This is a genomic window from Micromonospora sp. WMMA1998, assembly GCF_027497375.1.
GTDB lineage: Bacteria > Actinomycetota > Actinomycetes > Mycobacteriales > Micromonosporaceae > Micromonospora > Micromonospora sediminicola.
Genome location: NZ_CP114911.1, coordinates 2,112,553 through 2,127,626 on the forward strand (window position 1 = coordinate 2,112,553; position 15,074 = coordinate 2,127,626).

A 15,074-nucleotide genomic window follows, 5' to 3' on the forward strand; every position below is an offset into this window, starting at 1 on the left:
CACCAGCGGGGGGCGAAGGTAGACCTGAGAAGCGGGGTTGACCTAACCGTTACGTTGAGTGGCCGGATTCACAGCTGTGGTGTAACACACCGGATCACGGGGTGGGACGATCGGACATCCGACACGGACCGGAAACACGCTGGTGAGAACGTCACGCGGGGCGCCACGACCCGCGCGCCGACCACACCCGCGCCCGGCCACCGTCGTCCACCAGCAGCAGGGCGCCGTCACCCGCCGCCGCGACCGCCACCGACCGGTCGCTACCCCCCGGGACCGCCGCCGGCAGCGCCACCGGCAACCACCGGTCCCCGTCCGGCGAGAACCAGCCCGCCCCCTCCGCCGGACCGGCGAGCACCGCGAACACGCCGTCACCGCGCGCCGCCAACCCCCACACCTGGGCGGGCCGGTCCGCGCCCCCGCCCGCCGGACCGCCGGACGGCCGCCAGGCGTCGGCCTCCCCCACCCACGCGCCCACCCCGTCGCCGCGCCGACCCAACGCCACCGACCGGTCGCCCAACCGGACCACCCGTTGCAGGTCCTGGTCCACGCCGCCGCCGGGGAGCACCGCACGCCGCCAGGACGACCCGTCCGGCGAGGTCCACACCGCCGCGTCCGATCCGGTACGCCCCGACGGCAGCACCGAGCCCACCATGAGCCACCCCGACCCGGTCGCCGCGCCGTCGGCCACCCACGGCCGACCCGAACCGTCGGCGACCAGCCCCGGCACCCCGCTGACCAGCCGGAACTCCGAGCCGTCCGGCGACACCCACGCGGCCGCGCCGGTGGCCCGGTTCCCGGAGACCAACCAACCGCCCGGCCCGCCCGCGACCCGGCCCACGTTCACCGCGTCCGGGCCGCCGAACACCTCGAACTCCGCCGGCACCTCCACCAGCGAACCGTCCCGGTCCTGGCGCCAGGTGCTGATCCGGGGATTGCCGTGCACCCCGCCGCTCCGCCCACCCACCGCCACCGGCCGACCGTCCCGGCAGCCCACCGCGGTCAGCACGTTCTCCGCCCCGTACGCGCTACGCGGCACCGGACGCAGCGGCGTCCAGGCGGCGCCGTCCACACTCGACCAGGCGGCCGGATGCGGGGTCCCGTCCGGGTCCCGCACCGCCCCGACGACGAACCACCGCCCCGCGCAGGCCGCGGCGTCACGCAGCACCTCCCGACCGGAGAGGCCGGTCGGCAGCGGCAGGTCGACCTGCTGCCAGGCCGGGCGCAGCGCCTGCGGCGCGGGCCGGTCGGCGGCGTGACACGCGGCCAGCAGCACCAGGAGCAGACCGAGCACCGCCGCCGGTCGTCGCATGCGACGATCGTATCGACCGCCGCCGACCCCGGTAACCCGACGACGGGTCAGGAGGCGGGTTGCGCCATCTCGCCGCCGGCGGTCTCGGCGAGGATCCGCTCGGCGACCTCCTTCATGGTCATCCGGTGGTCCATCGCGGTGCGCTGGATCCACTTGAACGCCTGCGGCTCGGTCATCCCGTACGTCGTCATCAGCGCGCCCTTGGCCCGCTCGACGGTCTTGCGGATCTCCAGCCGGTCGGTCAGGCCGGCGACCTCCGCCTCCAGCGCGGCGATCTCCGAGTAGCGGGACAGCGCGATCTCCACCGCCGGCACCAGGTCGCTCTTCTGGAACGGCTTGACCAGGTAGGCCATCGCGCCGGCCGCCCGGGCCCGCTCGACCAGGTCCCGCTGGCTGAACGCGGTCAGGATGATCACGGGGGCGATGCGCGCGCCGGCGATCCGCTCGGCGGCGGCCAGCCCGTCCATGATCGGCATCTTGATGTCGAGGATGACCAGGTCCGGCTTGAGCTCCTCGGCGAGCTTGACGGCGGTCTCGCCGTCACCGGCCTCGCCGACGACGTCGTAGCCCTCCTCGACCAGCATCTCGGCCAGGTCCAGCCGGATGAGCGCCTCGTCCTCGGCGATCAGAACGCGCTTGCGCTCGGCATCCGTCTGCATCTCGCCCACGAGCCACTCCCACCGGTTCGAACCTGACACCCGCCGTGCCGGGTGTCGCCGCCTTCAGCCTAGCGGGTAGGCTGTCGAGGCCGAATCACGGAACGCCCTCGTAGCCCAACTGGCAGCAGGCAATGGATTCAAACTCCATACAGTGTGGGTTCGAATCCCACCGAGGGCACCAAAATGTCATACAGGCGTTCGACGATGAGCCTGTGCATCCACCCGAATTGCGCGCCCGGGCGCGACGTCTCTACCTCGACGGCGCGACCGTCGCTGAGGTGGCGCGGACCGTGGGCCTCTCCTATCCGACGGTCCGTCACTGGTGCAAGGATCGGCCGGAGCCGAAGCAGCAGGGCACCGCGCTGCGATGCTTCCGCTGTCGTGAGGACATGCACGTTCCGACAGACCCGGCGGCATACACCTATCTCCTCGGCCTCTACCTCGGCGACGGCCACCTCGTGACCAAGGCCCGGGTGCCGGTGCTCCGGATCGCCTGCAGCGACTGCTGGCCGGGCCTGATCGAAGCGTGCGACAACGCCATGCGAGCGGTGCTGGCCGAGAACGTGCAGCGGGTACAAAACCCGGGCTGCGTCAGTGTGCAGAGTTACGGCAAGCACTGGCCGTGCCTACTACCGCAGCACGGGCCGGGCAAGAAACACGAGCGCCCGATCGTCCTGACCGACTGGCAACGCCCCCTCGTCGAGGCCCGTCCGGGCGACTTCCTGCGCGGCCTGTTCCACTCCGACGGCTGCCGTTTCGCCAATCAGGTGGTCGTGCGCGGCAAGCGCCACGTCTATCCGCGCTACATGTTCGCCAACGAGTCCACCGACATCATGGGCCTCTGCCAGTGGGCGCTCGACCTGCTCGGCATCGCCTGGCGGATGAACCGCCGCAACTCCCTGTCGGTGGCCCGCCGCGAGGCCGTCGCCGCCCTGGACCGCCACGTCGGCCCGAAGTCCTGACCGGACGGCGCCGGCGACGCGGCCGGGAGCCGGGGCCGCAGATCGAGGCAGCGCCCGCGCCAGGTCAACCCGAGGCGCCGGTGACGCGGCCGGGCCTCAGATCGTGGCCAGCGCCCGCGCCAGGTCGGCCCGCAGGTCCTCCGGGTCCTCCAGTCCGACCGAGACGCGCAGCAGCCCGCCGCACGGCTTCGCGTCGCCTTCGACCGGCCGGTGGGTGAGCGAGGCCGGGTGCTGGATCAGCGTGTCGACGCCGCCCAGCGACACCGCGTGGGTGATGAGTTCGCAGGCGCCGGCGACGGTGGCCGCGGCGGGCGCGCCGCCGCGTACCTCGAAGGCGAGCAGGCTGCCGGTGCCGGACATCTGGCGGCCGACCAGCCCGGCCGGGTCGTGCCGCGACGGGTGGTGGACGCGCTCGACGGCGGGGTGGCCGGCGAGCCAGGCGGCGAGCTTCTCGGCGCCGGCCTGCTGGGCACGGACCCGCAGCGGCAGGGTCTGCAGGCCGCGGTGCAGCAGGTACGCGCCGAGCGGGTGCAGGACGGCCCCGGTGACGGCGCGGACCTGGCGCAGCCGGGCGGCCCACTCGGGCGCGCAGGCGACGACGCCGGCGAGGACGTCGCCGTGGCCGCCGATGCTCTTGGTGGCGCTGTGCAGCACGAGGGCGGCGCCGTGGCGGGCGGGTCGCTGGAGCACCGGGGTGGCGACGGTGTTGTCGACCAGCAGCGGGACATCGCCGGCGGCGGTGGCGAGCGCGGCGATGTCGACCAGGTCGAGGGTGGGGTTGGCGGGGGTCTCGACGACGACCACTGCGGTGTCGGGGCGGATCGCGGCGGCGACCTCGCCCGCGCGGGCCCAGGTGACCTCGGTGCCGAGCAGGCCGGTGGCGAGGACGTGGTCGGTGCCGCCGTAGAGGGGGCGGACGGCGACGACGTGGCGGTTCCCGTCGCGGGTGGCGGCCAGCAGCGTGGCGGTGAGCGCGGCCATGCCGCTGGCGAACGCGACCGCTTCGGCGGTGCCCTCGAGCTGGGCGAGCGCGGTCTCGAAGCGGGCCACCGTGGGGTTCCAGAGGCGCTGGTAGACGGCGCTGCCGCCGGCCGGGAGGGTGCCGCCGGTGGCGAGCGTCTCGTAGTCGTCGCCGCCGCCGGCGACGGAGGGCAGCGGGTTGGTGGTGGAGAGGTCGATGGGCGGGACGTGGACGCCGAGCCCGGCGAGGTCGTCGCGTCCGGCGTGCACGGCTGCGGTGTCCACGGAAGTCATGGCGGAAGCGTCGAACATGACGATGCTCCGGGGCAAGAGAAGCGAACAAGATTCTGCGAATCACGCTTTCGCCTCGCCTGAGTTCGGTGAAAGATGGCGGCATGCCTGCCGCACCGAATGATGTACGGCCGTTCGCCGGCCTGGACGACGTCGACCGCGCGATCCTCACCGAACTGGCGACCGACGGGCGACTGCCCAACAACGCGCTCGCGGAGCGGGTCGGGGTGGCCCCCTCGACGTGCCTGACGCGGACCCGGGCGTTGCGCGAGTGCGGGGCGATCCGCGGGTTCCACGCCGAGGTGGACCCGGCGGCGGTGGGCCTGCCGTTGCAGGCGCTGGTGTCGGTGCGGCTGACGGCGCACGAGCGGGCCGCGGTGGACGCGTTCCGGGCCCGGTCGGTGCGGCTGCCCGGGGTGGTGTCGGTGTTCCACGTGGCGGGCGCGGAGGACTACGTACTGCACGTGCGGGCGGCCTCGGGTGACGCGCTGCGCGACTTCGTGCTCGACCACCTGGCGGTGGATCCGGTGGTGCAGCACACCCAGACCAGTCTGATCTTCGAGCAGGCCCGCGGTATGGGGTAGCGCACCCGAGGGAACAATTCCGGCACTCGGCAGGTTGCACCCAGCCGTGATCGACGTACCGATGTCTGTCCTTGACCTTGCCCCGGTGGCCGCGACCGGCAGCGCCGGTGAGGCGCTGCGGCACACCACCGAGCTGGCCCACCGCACCGAGGAGCTGGGCTACCGCCGGTTCTGGGTGGCCGAGCACCACAACATGCCGGCGATCGCGAGTTCGGCGCCGGCGGTGCTGCTCGCGCATCTGGCCGCGAACACCAGCACGATCCGGCTGGGTTCGGGCGGGGTGATGCTGCCCAACCACGCGCCGCTGGTGGTGGCCGAGCAGTTCGGCACCCTGGAGGCGCTGCACCCGGGCCGGATCGACCTGGGCATCGGGCGGGCGCCCGGCACCGACCAGGTGACCGCGCTGGCGCTGCGCCGCACCATGGAGGGCCTGTCCGCGGAGCACTTCCCGCGTGAGCTGGCCGACCTGATGAACTACTTCTCCGGCGCCGAGCCGGGGCCGATCACCGCGACGCCAGGTCGCGGTCAGTCGCCGCAGGTGTGGCTGCTCGGGTCCAGCGGGTTCAGCGCCCAGCTCGCCGGCCTGCTCGGGTTGCCGTTCTCGTTCGCGCACCACTTCAGCGCGCAGAACACGATCCCGGCGTTGCAGCTCTACCGGCAGCACTTCCGGCCGTCGCAGTGGCTGGACCGGCCGTACGCGATGGTGGCGGTCAACGCGGTGTGCGCGGAGACGGACGAGCGGGCGCAGTGGCTGGCCGGGCCGGCCGGCCTGTCGTTCCTGAAGCTGCGTTCCGGGCGGCCGGAGCCGCTGGTCACGCCGGAGGAGGCGGCGGCCTACCCGTACTCGGAGTTCGAGCGGGAGTTCGTGGCCCAGCGCCGCGACGGCCAGGCGACCGGCTCGCCGGAGACGGTGGCCGGGCAGCTCGGTGCGCTGGTGGAGCGCACCGGCGCGGACGAGTTGATGCTGACCACGATGGTCTACGACGTGGCCGACCGGGTCCGCTCGTTCGAGTTGATCGCCGAGAAGGTGGCGGGTGGCCTGCGCCGGAAGGGCTGAAACACGCTCTTCATAGGCACGTCACCGTGGCGTCGCGTGGGACGCATAGCTTTGTCCCCGGTGGTGGTACGGCATTCCCGGTCGGGACGGGTCGGGAATGCTGCGGTGTGGTGCACCGGGTCGCCGGCCGAGCGGATTCCGCGGCCGGCGACCCGGTGCCTGCCGTTTCAGCGCAGATAGATGTTCGGCGCGGCCGGCGTGCTCATCCCGTCGCCGAGGTGGAATCCCGGGTGCGGCGGTTGGTTGTAGGCGGTGTTCTGCCAGGCCACGGCCACCCGATACTGCGGGTCGTGCATCAGGGTGGGCAGCCGCAGGCCGGTGGTGACCGACGTGCTGTAGATCCGCAGCGCGGTGCTGTCGGCGGTGCGCCAGACCACCTCCTCGCGCCAGTCGCCGAGGATGTCGCCGGAGAGTGCCGGCGTGGACTTGGTGCCGTTGTTCGACGCGACGTTGCCGCCGGTGAGCAGGCGGGTCTCGCCGCCGGTGCCGTACTTGTCGATCTTGGTGCCGTCGAGCAGCTCGCGGACCGGATCGCCGTCCCACCAGATCAGGAAGTTCGCCGAGGACGGCTTGCGGCCGACGTTCTGACCCCGGGTGTTGAGCAGGCCGTCGACCGCCGACGACCAGGACTCCGCGCCGGGGCTGCCGGCCCAGACGTCGTCGGAGACACCCCGGCCGTTGTCGCCGTTGGGCGCGGTCTGCCAGAGGATCTGTCCGGTGCGCGCGTCGGCCATCCACGAGCTGGGCTTGCTGGCCTCCTCGTCGACCTTGAACACCTCCAGGCCGGCGCGGGTCGGGTCGAGGTCGCCCACGTGCAGCGCGTCGCCGTGACCGTTGCCGGTGGAGTAGAGCAGCCGGCCGTTGTCGTCGACGGTGGCCGCGCCGTACACGATCTCCTGGCGGCCGTCGCCGTCCACGTCGGCGACGGACAGGTTGTGGTTGCCCTGGCCGGCGGCGGCGCCGCTGCCGGAGGCGTTCGAGTCGAACGTCCACCGCCTGCGCAACGTGCCGTCGCGGAAGTCCCAGGCGGCGATCACCGCCCGGGTGTAGTAGCCGCGCGCCATGACCAGCGAGGGGCGCTGCCCGTCCAGGTAGGCGGTGCCGGCGAGGAACCGGTCCACCCGGTTGCCGTACGAGTCGCCCCAGGACGAGACGGTGCCGCGCGGCGGGTCGTAGTCGACAGTGGACAGCGCAGCGCCGGTGCGGCCGTCGAACATGGTCAGGTACTCGGGCCCGGCGAGCACGTAACCGCTGGAGTTGCGGTGGTCGGCGGAGGCGTTCCCGATCACCTGGCCGGTGCCGGAGCGGGTGCCGTCGGCGGTCTTCATGGCCACCTCGGCGTCCCCGTCGCCGTCGTAGTCGTACACCTGGAACTGGGTGTAGTGGGCGCCGGCGCGGATGTTGCGGCCCAGGTCGACGCGCCACAGCCGGGCGCCGGTGAGGGTGTACGCGTCGACGTAGACGGTGCCGGTGTAGCCGGACTGCGAGTTGTCCTTGCTGTTCGACGGGTCCCACTTGAGCACGAACTCGTAGCGGCCGTCGCCGTCGAGGTCGCCCACGCTCGCGTCGTTGGCGGAGTAGGTGTACGCCTCGCCGCTCGGCGTGGTGCCGCCGGGCGGCGCCTGGATCGGCACGTCGAGATAGCCGTTGGCGAACTGCAGCGCCGGGGCGGAAGCCGCCTGCTCGGCGCCGCCCACCACGGCCCGCACGGAGTACGCGGACCCGGCGGCCGCGCCGGCGTCCAGGTAGGTGGTGGCGCCGGTGATCGGGCTGCCGTTGACCTTCGCGCCGCCCCGGTAGAGGTTGAACGACACGCCGGTGGTCTCGGTGCCGAGCAGCCGCCAGGAGACCAGGTTCCCGCTGCCGGAGCGGACGCTGATCAGCCCTCGGTCGAGCTTCTCCATCTGCTTGGCGCCGGCCGGTGGCGTGGTCGGTGGAGGTGTGGTCGGGGGTGGCGTGGTGGGCGGGGGCGTGGTGGGGGGTGGTGTGGTGGGCGGAGGTGTGGTCGGGGTCGCGCCGGTGCAGGCGGCGCCGTTGAGCGTGAACGCGGTCGGCGCGGGGTTGGCGGCGTTGTTCCACGAGCCGTTGAAGCCGAAGCTCGCGGTGCCGCCGGTGCCGATCGCCGCGTTGTAGCCGGCATCGCGGGCGGTGACCTGGGCGCCGGACTGGCTGACCGTGGCGTTCCAGGCCTGGACGACCTGCTGGCCGGCGGCGAAGCTCCAGGCGAGCGTCCAGCCGTTCACCGGGTCGCCGAGGTTGGTCACGGTGACGTCGGCGCCGAAGCCGCCGCCCCACTGGTTGGTGATCCGGTAGTCGACCCGGCAGGCGGCGGCCGCGGCGGCGGCGGTCACCGTGGTGAACGCGCCGGCCGTCAGGGTGAGCGCCGAGGCCGCGGCGAGCAGCGCGAGCCGACGGCGTGGGGTGGTGGGGTGCACGGGGATGCCTTTCGCGGAGGTCAGGCACGCGAGGGCGCCGGCCTGCCCGGGCCGGCGAGAGGATACGCGCGCTGACGCGACGGCCGACGCCGGACATCGACGTCGGTAACTAGGCTCCGCGTTCCGTCAGGTTAGGGCATCGCCGCACACCCGACAAGCCGCTCTCCCGACAAGGCCGGCGCGCCCCGGCCCCTCGCCGGAGGCGGAGACCGCCGACCGCTGACTCCCGCCGGCCGCCGGCCGGCAACGGTGAACGCGTCCCGTCCGCGGTCCTGCCCCGGCCACGGGTCGGATTGCCGGCTGGCGGTCCGTCACTCCCGGTAGCCGCCGTCCACGACCGACGATGGAAAGGGCGATATACCGCTGAGTCATAAATATGACCCACCGGTATATCGCTCGAAAGGGATGAGGTCTCGACCGGCGACGCGCCGACGGAGGCCGCGCCGGCGGGTGTTCAGCCGGGAGCTTGTCGTGTCGGGATCGCCCCGGGAGACGCCGCCCCCGCCGGGCACGGATCGCCGGGCCCGGGCCGGGGCGGGCCGCGTCAGCTCTCGACGGCGGCAGCGAGCCGACGGGACTCCCCCGGCTCGTCGAACGGGGTCGCAGCCTCGGCGGCGGGAGAGGCCGAAGCGGCGGGAACGGCCGGAGCAGCAGAAGCGGCGGGAACGGCGGGAGTCGCGGCGAGCACCGCGTCGACCGTGGCGCGGGCACGGCGGGCACGGCGCAGCGCGCGTACCGCGAGCGTCACGGCGACCAGCCAGCCGGCGCCGAGCGCCGCGTAGACCAGGGCCGGCACCGGGCCGCCCAGCTCACCGGCGCGCAGGAGGGTGCGGGCGTTGGTCAGCACGATCACGCCGCCGATGACGGCGCCGAGCACCTGGGCGGGCACGATGCGGACCAGCCAGGCCGCGATCGGCGCGGCGATCAGGCCGCCGACCAGCAGCGCGGCCACGGTGGGCAGCAGGAAGCCCTCGGAGCCGAGCCCGATCAGGAAGCCGAGGCTGGCCGCGCCCGCCACCACGAACTCGGAGGTGTCGACCGAGCCGATGACCTTGCGCGGCTCCATCCGGCCGGAGACCAGCAGCGCCGGGGTGGCGACCGGCCCCCAGCCGCCACCGCCGGTGGCGTCGACGAAGCCGGCGACCAGCCCGAGCGGGGCCAGGAAGCGGCTGCGCAGCCGGCCGGCGGCGCGGTTGGCGCGCAGCGGCCGGGAGAAGCGGACCAGCAGGTACGCGCCGAGGGTGAACAGGATGGCGGCCATCCACGGGGCGGCCGACTCGGTGGAGATGGAGCTGAGGAAGGTGGCGCCGGCGAACGCGCCGAGCGCGCCCGGCAGGGCGATGCGGCCGACCACCTTCCAGTCGACGTTGCCGAAGCGCCAGTGCGAGACGCCTGCGGCGAGCGTGGTGCCGATCTCGGCCAGGTGCACCGAGGCGGACGCGGCGGCCGGCGCGACCCCGGCGAAGAGCAGCAGGGTCGAGGAGGTCAGCCCGTACGCCATGCCGAGCGCGCCGTCGACCAGTTGCGCGGCGAGCCCGACGAGGGCGAGGACCAGCAGCTTGCGCACGAGCGCCCCCTGACTTTTCGGTATCTCCTATCGACTTGGTCGACAATGCGGCACGGAGGGGGTCCCGGTCAAGTCCCCCATCCGGTTGGTGGGAACACGCCGGACGGCCCCGGCGGCGGGGCGGTCGGGAGCGCGACGGCGGGCGTCAGCTCCAGGCGCGCGGGTCGGCGGCCAACTCGTTGACCCGGCCGGGCAGCGTGCCGGCGGCCACGTCGGCGATGGTGACCAGCTCCAGGATCTCCCGCTCGCTGGCCCGCAACGCGATCCAGACGTCCTGCAGCGCACGGGCCGCGCCCTGGTAGCCGAGCTGCTCCGGACGCTGCCCGCGCACGTGCGCGAGCGGGCCGTCGATCACCCGGATCACCTCGGCCAGGGAGATCTCGCCTGCCGGGCGAGCCAACCAGTAGCCGCCCTCCGGGCCGCGCTGCGCGTGCACGATGCCGCCCCGGCGCAGTTGGAGCAGGATGCTCTCGAGGAACTTCGGCGGGATGTCCTGGGAGCGGGCGATCTGCTCGGCCGTCACCGGCCGGCTCCGCCCGACGGCCGCGCCGTCGGCGACCGAGGCCAGCTCGGCGGCCGCACGGAGGGCGTAGTCGACCCGGGCGGAGAGACGCATGCCGGCAAGGTTAGTCGCCGATTCAGCCGCCCGGACTCCCGACCCTCGGCCGATCGGTCACGGTTGCCGACTCAGCCGCCCACCCGACGCAGCAGCCCCTCCTGCACGGCGCTGGCGATGTGCCGGCCGTCGGTGGTGAACATCCGGCCGGTGGCCAGGCCACGGGCCCCCGACGCCGACGGGCTCCAGCAGTCGTAGAGGAACCACTCGTCGGCGCGGAACGGCCGGTGGAACCAGAGCGCGTGGTCGAGGCTGGCGCCCACCACGCCGCCCGGCCCCCACACCTCGCCGTGCACCGACAGCACCGAGTCGAGCAGCGTCAGGTCGGACGCGTACGTGAGGGCGCAGGCGTGCAGCAGCGGGTCGTCCGGCAGCTTGCCGTCGATGCGCATCCAGACCCTCTGGTGCGGCTCCGCCGGCCGGTCGCCGGGGCGTACCCAGCCGGGCTCGCCGACGTAGCGCACGTCGATCGGGCGCGGAATCTGGCCCCAGATGCCGAGCCGTTCCGGGTAGCGGGACAGCCGGTCGGTCATGGTCGGCACGTCGTCCGGCGCGGGCACGTCGGGCGGGAGCGGGGCGTGGTGGTCCAGCCCCTCCTCCTGCCGCTGGAACGACGCCGACATGAAGAAGATCGGCTTGTCGTGCTGCAACGCCACCGAGCGGCGTACCGAGAAGGAGCGGCCGTCGCGGACGTTCTCCACCTGGTAGTCGATCGGCTCGGCCGGGTCACCGGGCCGGACGAAGTAGCCGTGCAGCGAGTGCACGGCCCGCTCCGGGTCGACCGTGCGGCCGGCCGCGACCAACGCCTGGCCGGCGACCTGACCGCCGTAGACCCGCTGCGGGCCCACCGGCGGGCTCATCCCGCGGAAGGCCATCTCGCCGGTCTGCGCCAGGTCGAGCACCTCCAGGAGCTGGTCGACCGCCGCCTGCCCGGTCGCCACCGGAGCGTCACTCACAGCGCCACCTTCGTTCGCGACTGCGGGGCTCGCAACACCGGCTCACTCCTCACGCTCACTGAAGGGCCCGGGCCGAGGCAGCGTCGACGAGCGAACCGAGCTGGTGCACCCGCAGCGTGTTGGTGGAGCCGGGAGTGCCGGGCGGGCTGCCCGCCACGATCACCACGTAGTCGCCCGGGTTGGCCCGGTTGAGGCCGAGCAGCGCCTGGTCGACCTGGCGGAACATGTCGTCGGTGTGCTCGACGAACGGCATCAGGAACGTCTCCACGCCCCAGCAGAGCGCGAGCTGGTTGCGCACCTCCGGCACCGGGGTGAAGGCCAGCAGCGGCAGGTCGCAGTGCAGCCGACTGAGTCGCTTGACGGTGTCGCCGGTCTGCGAGAACGCCACCATGGCCTTGGCGCCGATGGCGCGGGCGATGGAGGACGCGGCGACGGTCAGCGCGCCGCCGTGCGTACGCGGGTCGTGCTGCAACCGGGGGACGGCGATGGAGCCCGCCTCGGTGGTGGTGACGATCTTCGCCATGGTGCTGACGGTGAGCACCGGGTACTTGCCGACACTGGTCTCGCCGGAGAGCATCACCGCGTCCGCGCCGTCGAGCACCGCGTTGGCCACGTCGGAGGCCTCGGCGCGGGTGGGGCGGGAGTTCTCGATCATCGAGTCGAGCATCTGGGTGGCCACGATGACCGGCTTGGCGTTCTCCCGGCAGAGCTGCACGGCGCGCTTCTGCACCAGCGGCACCTGGTCCAGCGGCAGCTCGACGCCGAGGTCGCCGCGGGCGACCATGACGCCGTCGAAGGCGAGCACGATCGCCTCCAGGTGGTCGACCGCCTCCGGCTTCTCGACCTTGGCGAGGACCGGGCGGCGCACGCCCTCCTCGTCCATGATCGAGTGGACCAGCTTGATGTCCTCCGGCGAGCGGACGAACGACAGCGCGACCAGGTCGACGCCGAGGCCGAGGGCGAAGCGCAGGTCCTCGGCGTCCTTGTCGGACATGGCCGGGACGCTGACCGCCACGTTGGGCAGCGAGACGCCCTTGTTGTTGGAGACCGGGCCGCCCTCGGTGACCAGGCAGCGGATGTCGTTGCCGGTGACGTCGCTGACCTCGACCGCGACCCGGCCGTCGTCGATCAGCAGCCGGTCGCCCGGCTTTACCTCCTGCGGCAGCTTGCGGTAGGTGCAGGAGACCCGCTCCTTGGTGCCGACGATCTCGTCGCTGGTGATCACCACGGAGTCGCCGGTGCGCCACTCGTGCGGCCCGTCGGCGAAGCGGCCGAGGCGGATCTTGGGGCCTTGGAGGTCGGCGAGGACGGCGACCGGCTTGCCGGAGGCCTCGGCGGCCTCCCGGACCATCCGGTAGACCGACTCGTGGTCGGCGTGACTGCCGTGGCTGAAGTTGAGTCTCGCCACGTTCATGCCCGCCTCGACGAGCCCCCGGATGCGCTCCGGGGACGAGGTGGCGGGGCCGAGAGTGCAGACGATTTTCGCGCGGCGTGTCACGCCCATCAGGCTAGTCTCTCCTCCGGATCGACCTGCCGGCCGACCCCTTGCGGACTGTGGAACAGTTGTCCAACGACGCGCGAAACCCGCGCGGGCGGGCGGTGGATGCACCGCACCGCGACGTCGTGAGTGGCGGGCATCGGCGACCGCGCGGCGGAAATCGTACCGCTCGCCGTCACCGTCCGGCCGGGTGCTCCCGGGGATCCGGCCGCCCCTGTCCGGCCCGGGGCGCGGGCGGGCCGGCCGGCGGCAGCGTGGGCACGGCCGAGAAGACGTCGCGCGGGTCGTAGCGGCGCTTGGCCCGGCGCAGCCGGTCCCAGTTCGGTCCGTAGGCCAGCCGGACGCGGTCGGTCTCCTCCGGCGCGAGCAGGTTCGGGTAGCCGCCGGGCAGCGCGTGCGGGGCCAGGGCCGCGCTGGTGTGCTCGGCCCACGCCCGGTGCGGCGCCGGGTCGCCGCCCGGCGCCCAGACCGCGATGATCTCGGCGAGCAGGTGGTCGGCGCGCAGCCCGAACGCGGTCTCCCCCACCCCCACCCGGGCCGCGACCCCGTGGAAGTGGTGCAGCGCGATCGCGGAGAACGGCGACGTGACCGCGCCGGCCGCCGCGGTCAGCGCGGCCACCACCGGCCCGTCCACCCGGGGCAACCACCGGGTACGCAGCAGGTAGTGGTTGCCGTCGGCCATCCCGCCGTCGAACATGCGCAGCACGTCCTCGTAGGGCAGCGGTGCGACCTGGTCGACCAGCGGGGTGCCGAGCGCCCGCAGCCGGTCCACCGCGGCCCGGCCCGCCGCCTCGTCGGCGCCGGTGAACACCGGGGCGAGGAAGACCACCGGCTCCCCCGCCGGGCCGGGCAGGAAGCCGGCCATCACGGTCAACTCGTCCGGCGCCCGGCGCACCTCCTCGCCGTAGCCGCGCAGCACCGCCGCCGCCTGGTCCGACGGGAACAGCAGCATGCCGGCGAGCGCGGCGGCCAGCGGGTGGGTGCGGTAGCGCAGCGCGGTGACCACGCCGAAGTTGCCGCCTCCGCCGCGCAGCGCCCAGTACAGCTCGGGCTCGTGCGTGGCGTCGGCGGTCACCCGGCGGCCGTCGGCGAGCACCACCTCGGCCCCGAGCAGGTTGTCCAGCGCCAACCCGAACCGGCCGCAGAGCGGGCCGTAACCGCCGGCCAGGGTCAGCCCGGCCAGCCCGACCGCGCGCACCACGCCGGTGGCGACGACCCGGTCGTACGGTCGCAGGGCGGCGAGCACGTCGGCGGCCGTCGCCCCGCCGCCCACGGTGACCTCCCCGGTCCCGGGGTCGAGGTCCACCCGCCGCAGCGCGGTGAGGTCGAGGACCAGGCCACCGTCGCGTAGGGCCCGGCCGGCCCAGTCGTGGCCCCCGGCGCGCACCGACAGCGGCACGTGGCAACGCCCGGCGACGCGAACCGCGTGCGCGACCTCCCCGGCGTCACGGACGCGGGCCACCAGGGCGGGAGCGGCGGCCGGGGCGCCGTTCCACAGCCGCACGGCGTCGGGGTAACCGGCGTCGGCCGGGGTGAGCAGGCGGTCGCCGAGCAACTCGCGGAGCAGGTCGGCGGCGCGCGGCAGGTCCGGGGCGGAGGTCATGGCGGCTCCTCGACCGACCCGGGCCGGCGGCGCCGGACGGGCCGGGGCGGCTCACTGCGCCGGACCGTAGCACCGCCGCGACGCCGCCGCCGTCGCCCGCGCGACAGTGCGCGGCGACCCTCAGCTCTGGGTCTTGAGCAGGGGGAACTCCAGCGAGCCGGCAGGGCAGAGGAAGGTGAGCACCTCGACCCGGTAGAGCCCGGCCTGCACCGCGGGATCGGCCTCCATCACGCTGCGCACGTCGTCCACCGAACCGGTCCGGGCCAGGCCGAAGCCGATCGGCGGGTCGGGTTCCCGGGCCGGGCCGTCCACCGAGCCGTCGACCAGCACGATGCCGCGTCGCTGCAGCGCCCCCATGTGCTGGACGTGCTCGGCCTGCAACCGCTGCACGGTCTCCTCCGGCAGCGCCCGCCCGGACGGACCCGGGTAGAGCACGATGCACTCGTACGTGTCGAGCGCGAAGTCGAGCCGTGGCGTCGCCCCCATGCGCACCTCCTGACCACCGTCCCGCCCAGCCTCGCACGCCGGCCCCGGCCGCCGGGTGGCGTCGCCGCAACTGGCGGCCACGGCGCGACGG

13 protein-coding genes and 1 tRNA gene are annotated in these 15,074 nt (G+C 73.9%); 4 read left to right on the top strand and 10 right to left on the bottom strand.

All coding sequences use genetic code 11. The features are described from left to right. Positions 1–151 precede the first annotated feature (151 nt). A complete protein-coding gene (locus tag O7600_RS09140) occupies positions 152–1,309 on the bottom strand; it encodes a hypothetical protein (protein WP_281593218.1) in 1,158 nt (385 codons plus the stop codon). Between the two features lie 47 nt (positions 1,310–1,356). After that, positions 1,357–1,977, bottom strand: coding sequence for a response regulator (locus tag O7600_RS09145; protein ID WP_281593219.1), 621 nt, complete (start codon positions 1,975–1,977; stop codon positions 1,357–1,359). A gap of 94 nt (positions 1,978–2,071) precedes the next feature. Between O7600_RS09145 and O7600_RS09150 the strand changes: the two genes are divergently transcribed. Together O7600_RS09150 and O7600_RS09155 are read left to right on the top strand one after the other, a co-directional pair. Next, a tRNA-Leu gene (locus O7600_RS09150) sits at positions 2,072–2,149 on the top strand. Between the two features lie 31 nt (positions 2,150–2,180). After that, a complete protein-coding gene (locus O7600_RS09155; protein WP_281593220.1) occupies positions 2,181–2,930 on the top strand; it encodes a helix-turn-helix domain-containing protein in 750 nt (249 codons plus the stop codon). Between the two features lie 96 nt (positions 2,931–3,026). Here O7600_RS09155 and O7600_RS09160 read toward each other — a convergent pair whose 3' ends face one another. Next, positions 3,027–4,202: a PLP-dependent aspartate aminotransferase family protein gene (locus O7600_RS09160; RefSeq protein WP_281593221.1), complete on the bottom strand. Its 1,176-nt coding sequence runs from the start codon at positions 4,200–4,202 to the stop codon at positions 3,027–3,029. Between the two features lie 83 nt (positions 4,203–4,285). On the opposite strand from O7600_RS09160, the gene O7600_RS09165 reads away from it, so the two are divergent. Continuing rightward, on the top strand, positions 4,286–4,765 hold the full coding sequence (locus O7600_RS09165; RefSeq protein WP_098748120.1) for an Lrp/AsnC family transcriptional regulator: 480 nt from the start codon (positions 4,286–4,288) through the stop codon (positions 4,763–4,765). A 61-nt stretch (positions 4,766–4,826) separates the two neighbouring features. Further along, a complete protein-coding gene (locus O7600_RS09170; protein WP_281593222.1) occupies positions 4,827–5,822 on the top strand; it encodes an LLM class flavin-dependent oxidoreductase in 996 nt (331 codons plus the stop codon). Between the two features lie 167 nt (positions 5,823–5,989). On the opposite strand, the gene O7600_RS09175 is transcribed toward O7600_RS09170, so the two are convergent. From O7600_RS09175 to O7600_RS09205, 7 genes are all read right to left on the bottom strand, one after another. Beyond that, complete coding sequence (locus O7600_RS09175) at positions 5,990–8,257, bottom strand: cellulose binding domain-containing protein (RefSeq protein WP_281593223.1); 2,268 nt, start codon at positions 8,255–8,257, stop codon at positions 5,990–5,992. Positions 8,258–8,801: 544 nt separating this feature from the next. Further along, positions 8,802–9,824 (bottom strand): sulfite exporter TauE/SafE family protein, encoded by a 1,023-nt coding sequence (locus O7600_RS09180; protein WP_281593224.1) that lies wholly within the window; start codon positions 9,822–9,824, stop codon positions 8,802–8,804. Positions 9,825–9,969: 145 nt separating this feature from the next. Continuing rightward, a complete protein-coding gene (locus O7600_RS09185) occupies positions 9,970–10,440 on the bottom strand; it encodes an Rrf2 family transcriptional regulator (RefSeq protein ID WP_281593225.1) in 471 nt (156 codons plus the stop codon). Between the two features lie 71 nt (positions 10,441–10,511). Continuing rightward, complete coding sequence (locus O7600_RS09190; protein WP_172967958.1) at positions 10,512–11,396, bottom strand: acyl-CoA thioesterase II; 885 nt, start codon at positions 11,394–11,396, stop codon at positions 10,512–10,514. 55 nt (positions 11,397–11,451) lie between these two features. After that, entirely contained in the window at positions 11,452–12,900 is a 1,449-nt protein-coding gene (pyk, locus tag O7600_RS09195) for a pyruvate kinase (RefSeq protein WP_281593226.1), read from the bottom strand. Between the two features lie 169 nt (positions 12,901–13,069). After that, positions 13,070–14,497 (bottom strand): FAD-binding oxidoreductase, encoded by a 1,428-nt coding sequence (locus tag O7600_RS09200; protein WP_281593227.1) that lies wholly within the window; start codon positions 14,495–14,497, stop codon positions 13,070–13,072. A 120-nt stretch (positions 14,498–14,617) separates the two neighbouring features. Continuing rightward, positions 14,618–14,983 (bottom strand): YciI family protein, encoded by a 366-nt coding sequence (locus tag O7600_RS09205; protein ID WP_091573345.1) that lies wholly within the window; start codon positions 14,981–14,983, stop codon positions 14,618–14,620. Positions 14,984–15,074 lie beyond the last annotated feature (91 nt).

What these genes read in the sequence shown, in the direction of transcription:
- O7600_RS09140 (WP_281593218.1), bottom strand. Translation starts at nt 1,309, where the DNA reads ATGCGACGACCGGCGGCGGTGCTCGGTCTGCTCCTGGTGCTGCTGGCC.
- O7600_RS09160 (WP_281593221.1), bottom strand. Translation starts at nt 4,202, where the DNA reads ATGTTCGACGCTTCCGCCATGACTTCCGTGGACACCGCAGCCGTGCAC.
- O7600_RS09165 (WP_098748120.1), top strand. Translation starts at nt 4,286, where the DNA reads ATGCCTGCCGCACCGAATGATGTACGGCCGTTCGCCGGCCTGGACGAC.
- O7600_RS09170 (WP_281593222.1), top strand. Translation starts at nt 4,827, where the DNA reads ATGTCTGTCCTTGACCTTGCCCCGGTGGCCGCGACCGGCAGCGCCGGT.
- O7600_RS09185 (WP_281593225.1), bottom strand. Translation starts at nt 10,440, where the DNA reads ATGCGTCTCTCCGCCCGGGTCGACTACGCCCTCCGTGCGGCCGCCGAG.
- pyk (WP_281593226.1), bottom strand. Translation starts at nt 12,900, where the DNA reads ATGGGCGTGACACGCCGCGCGAAAATCGTCTGCACTCTCGGCCCCGCC.
- O7600_RS09200 (WP_281593227.1), bottom strand. Translation starts at nt 14,497, where the DNA reads ATGACCTCCGCCCCGGACCTGCCGCGCGCCGCCGACCTGCTCCGCGAG.
- O7600_RS09205 (WP_091573345.1), bottom strand. Translation starts at nt 14,983, where the DNA reads ATGGGGGCGACGCCACGGCTCGACTTCGCGCTCGACACGTACGAGTGC.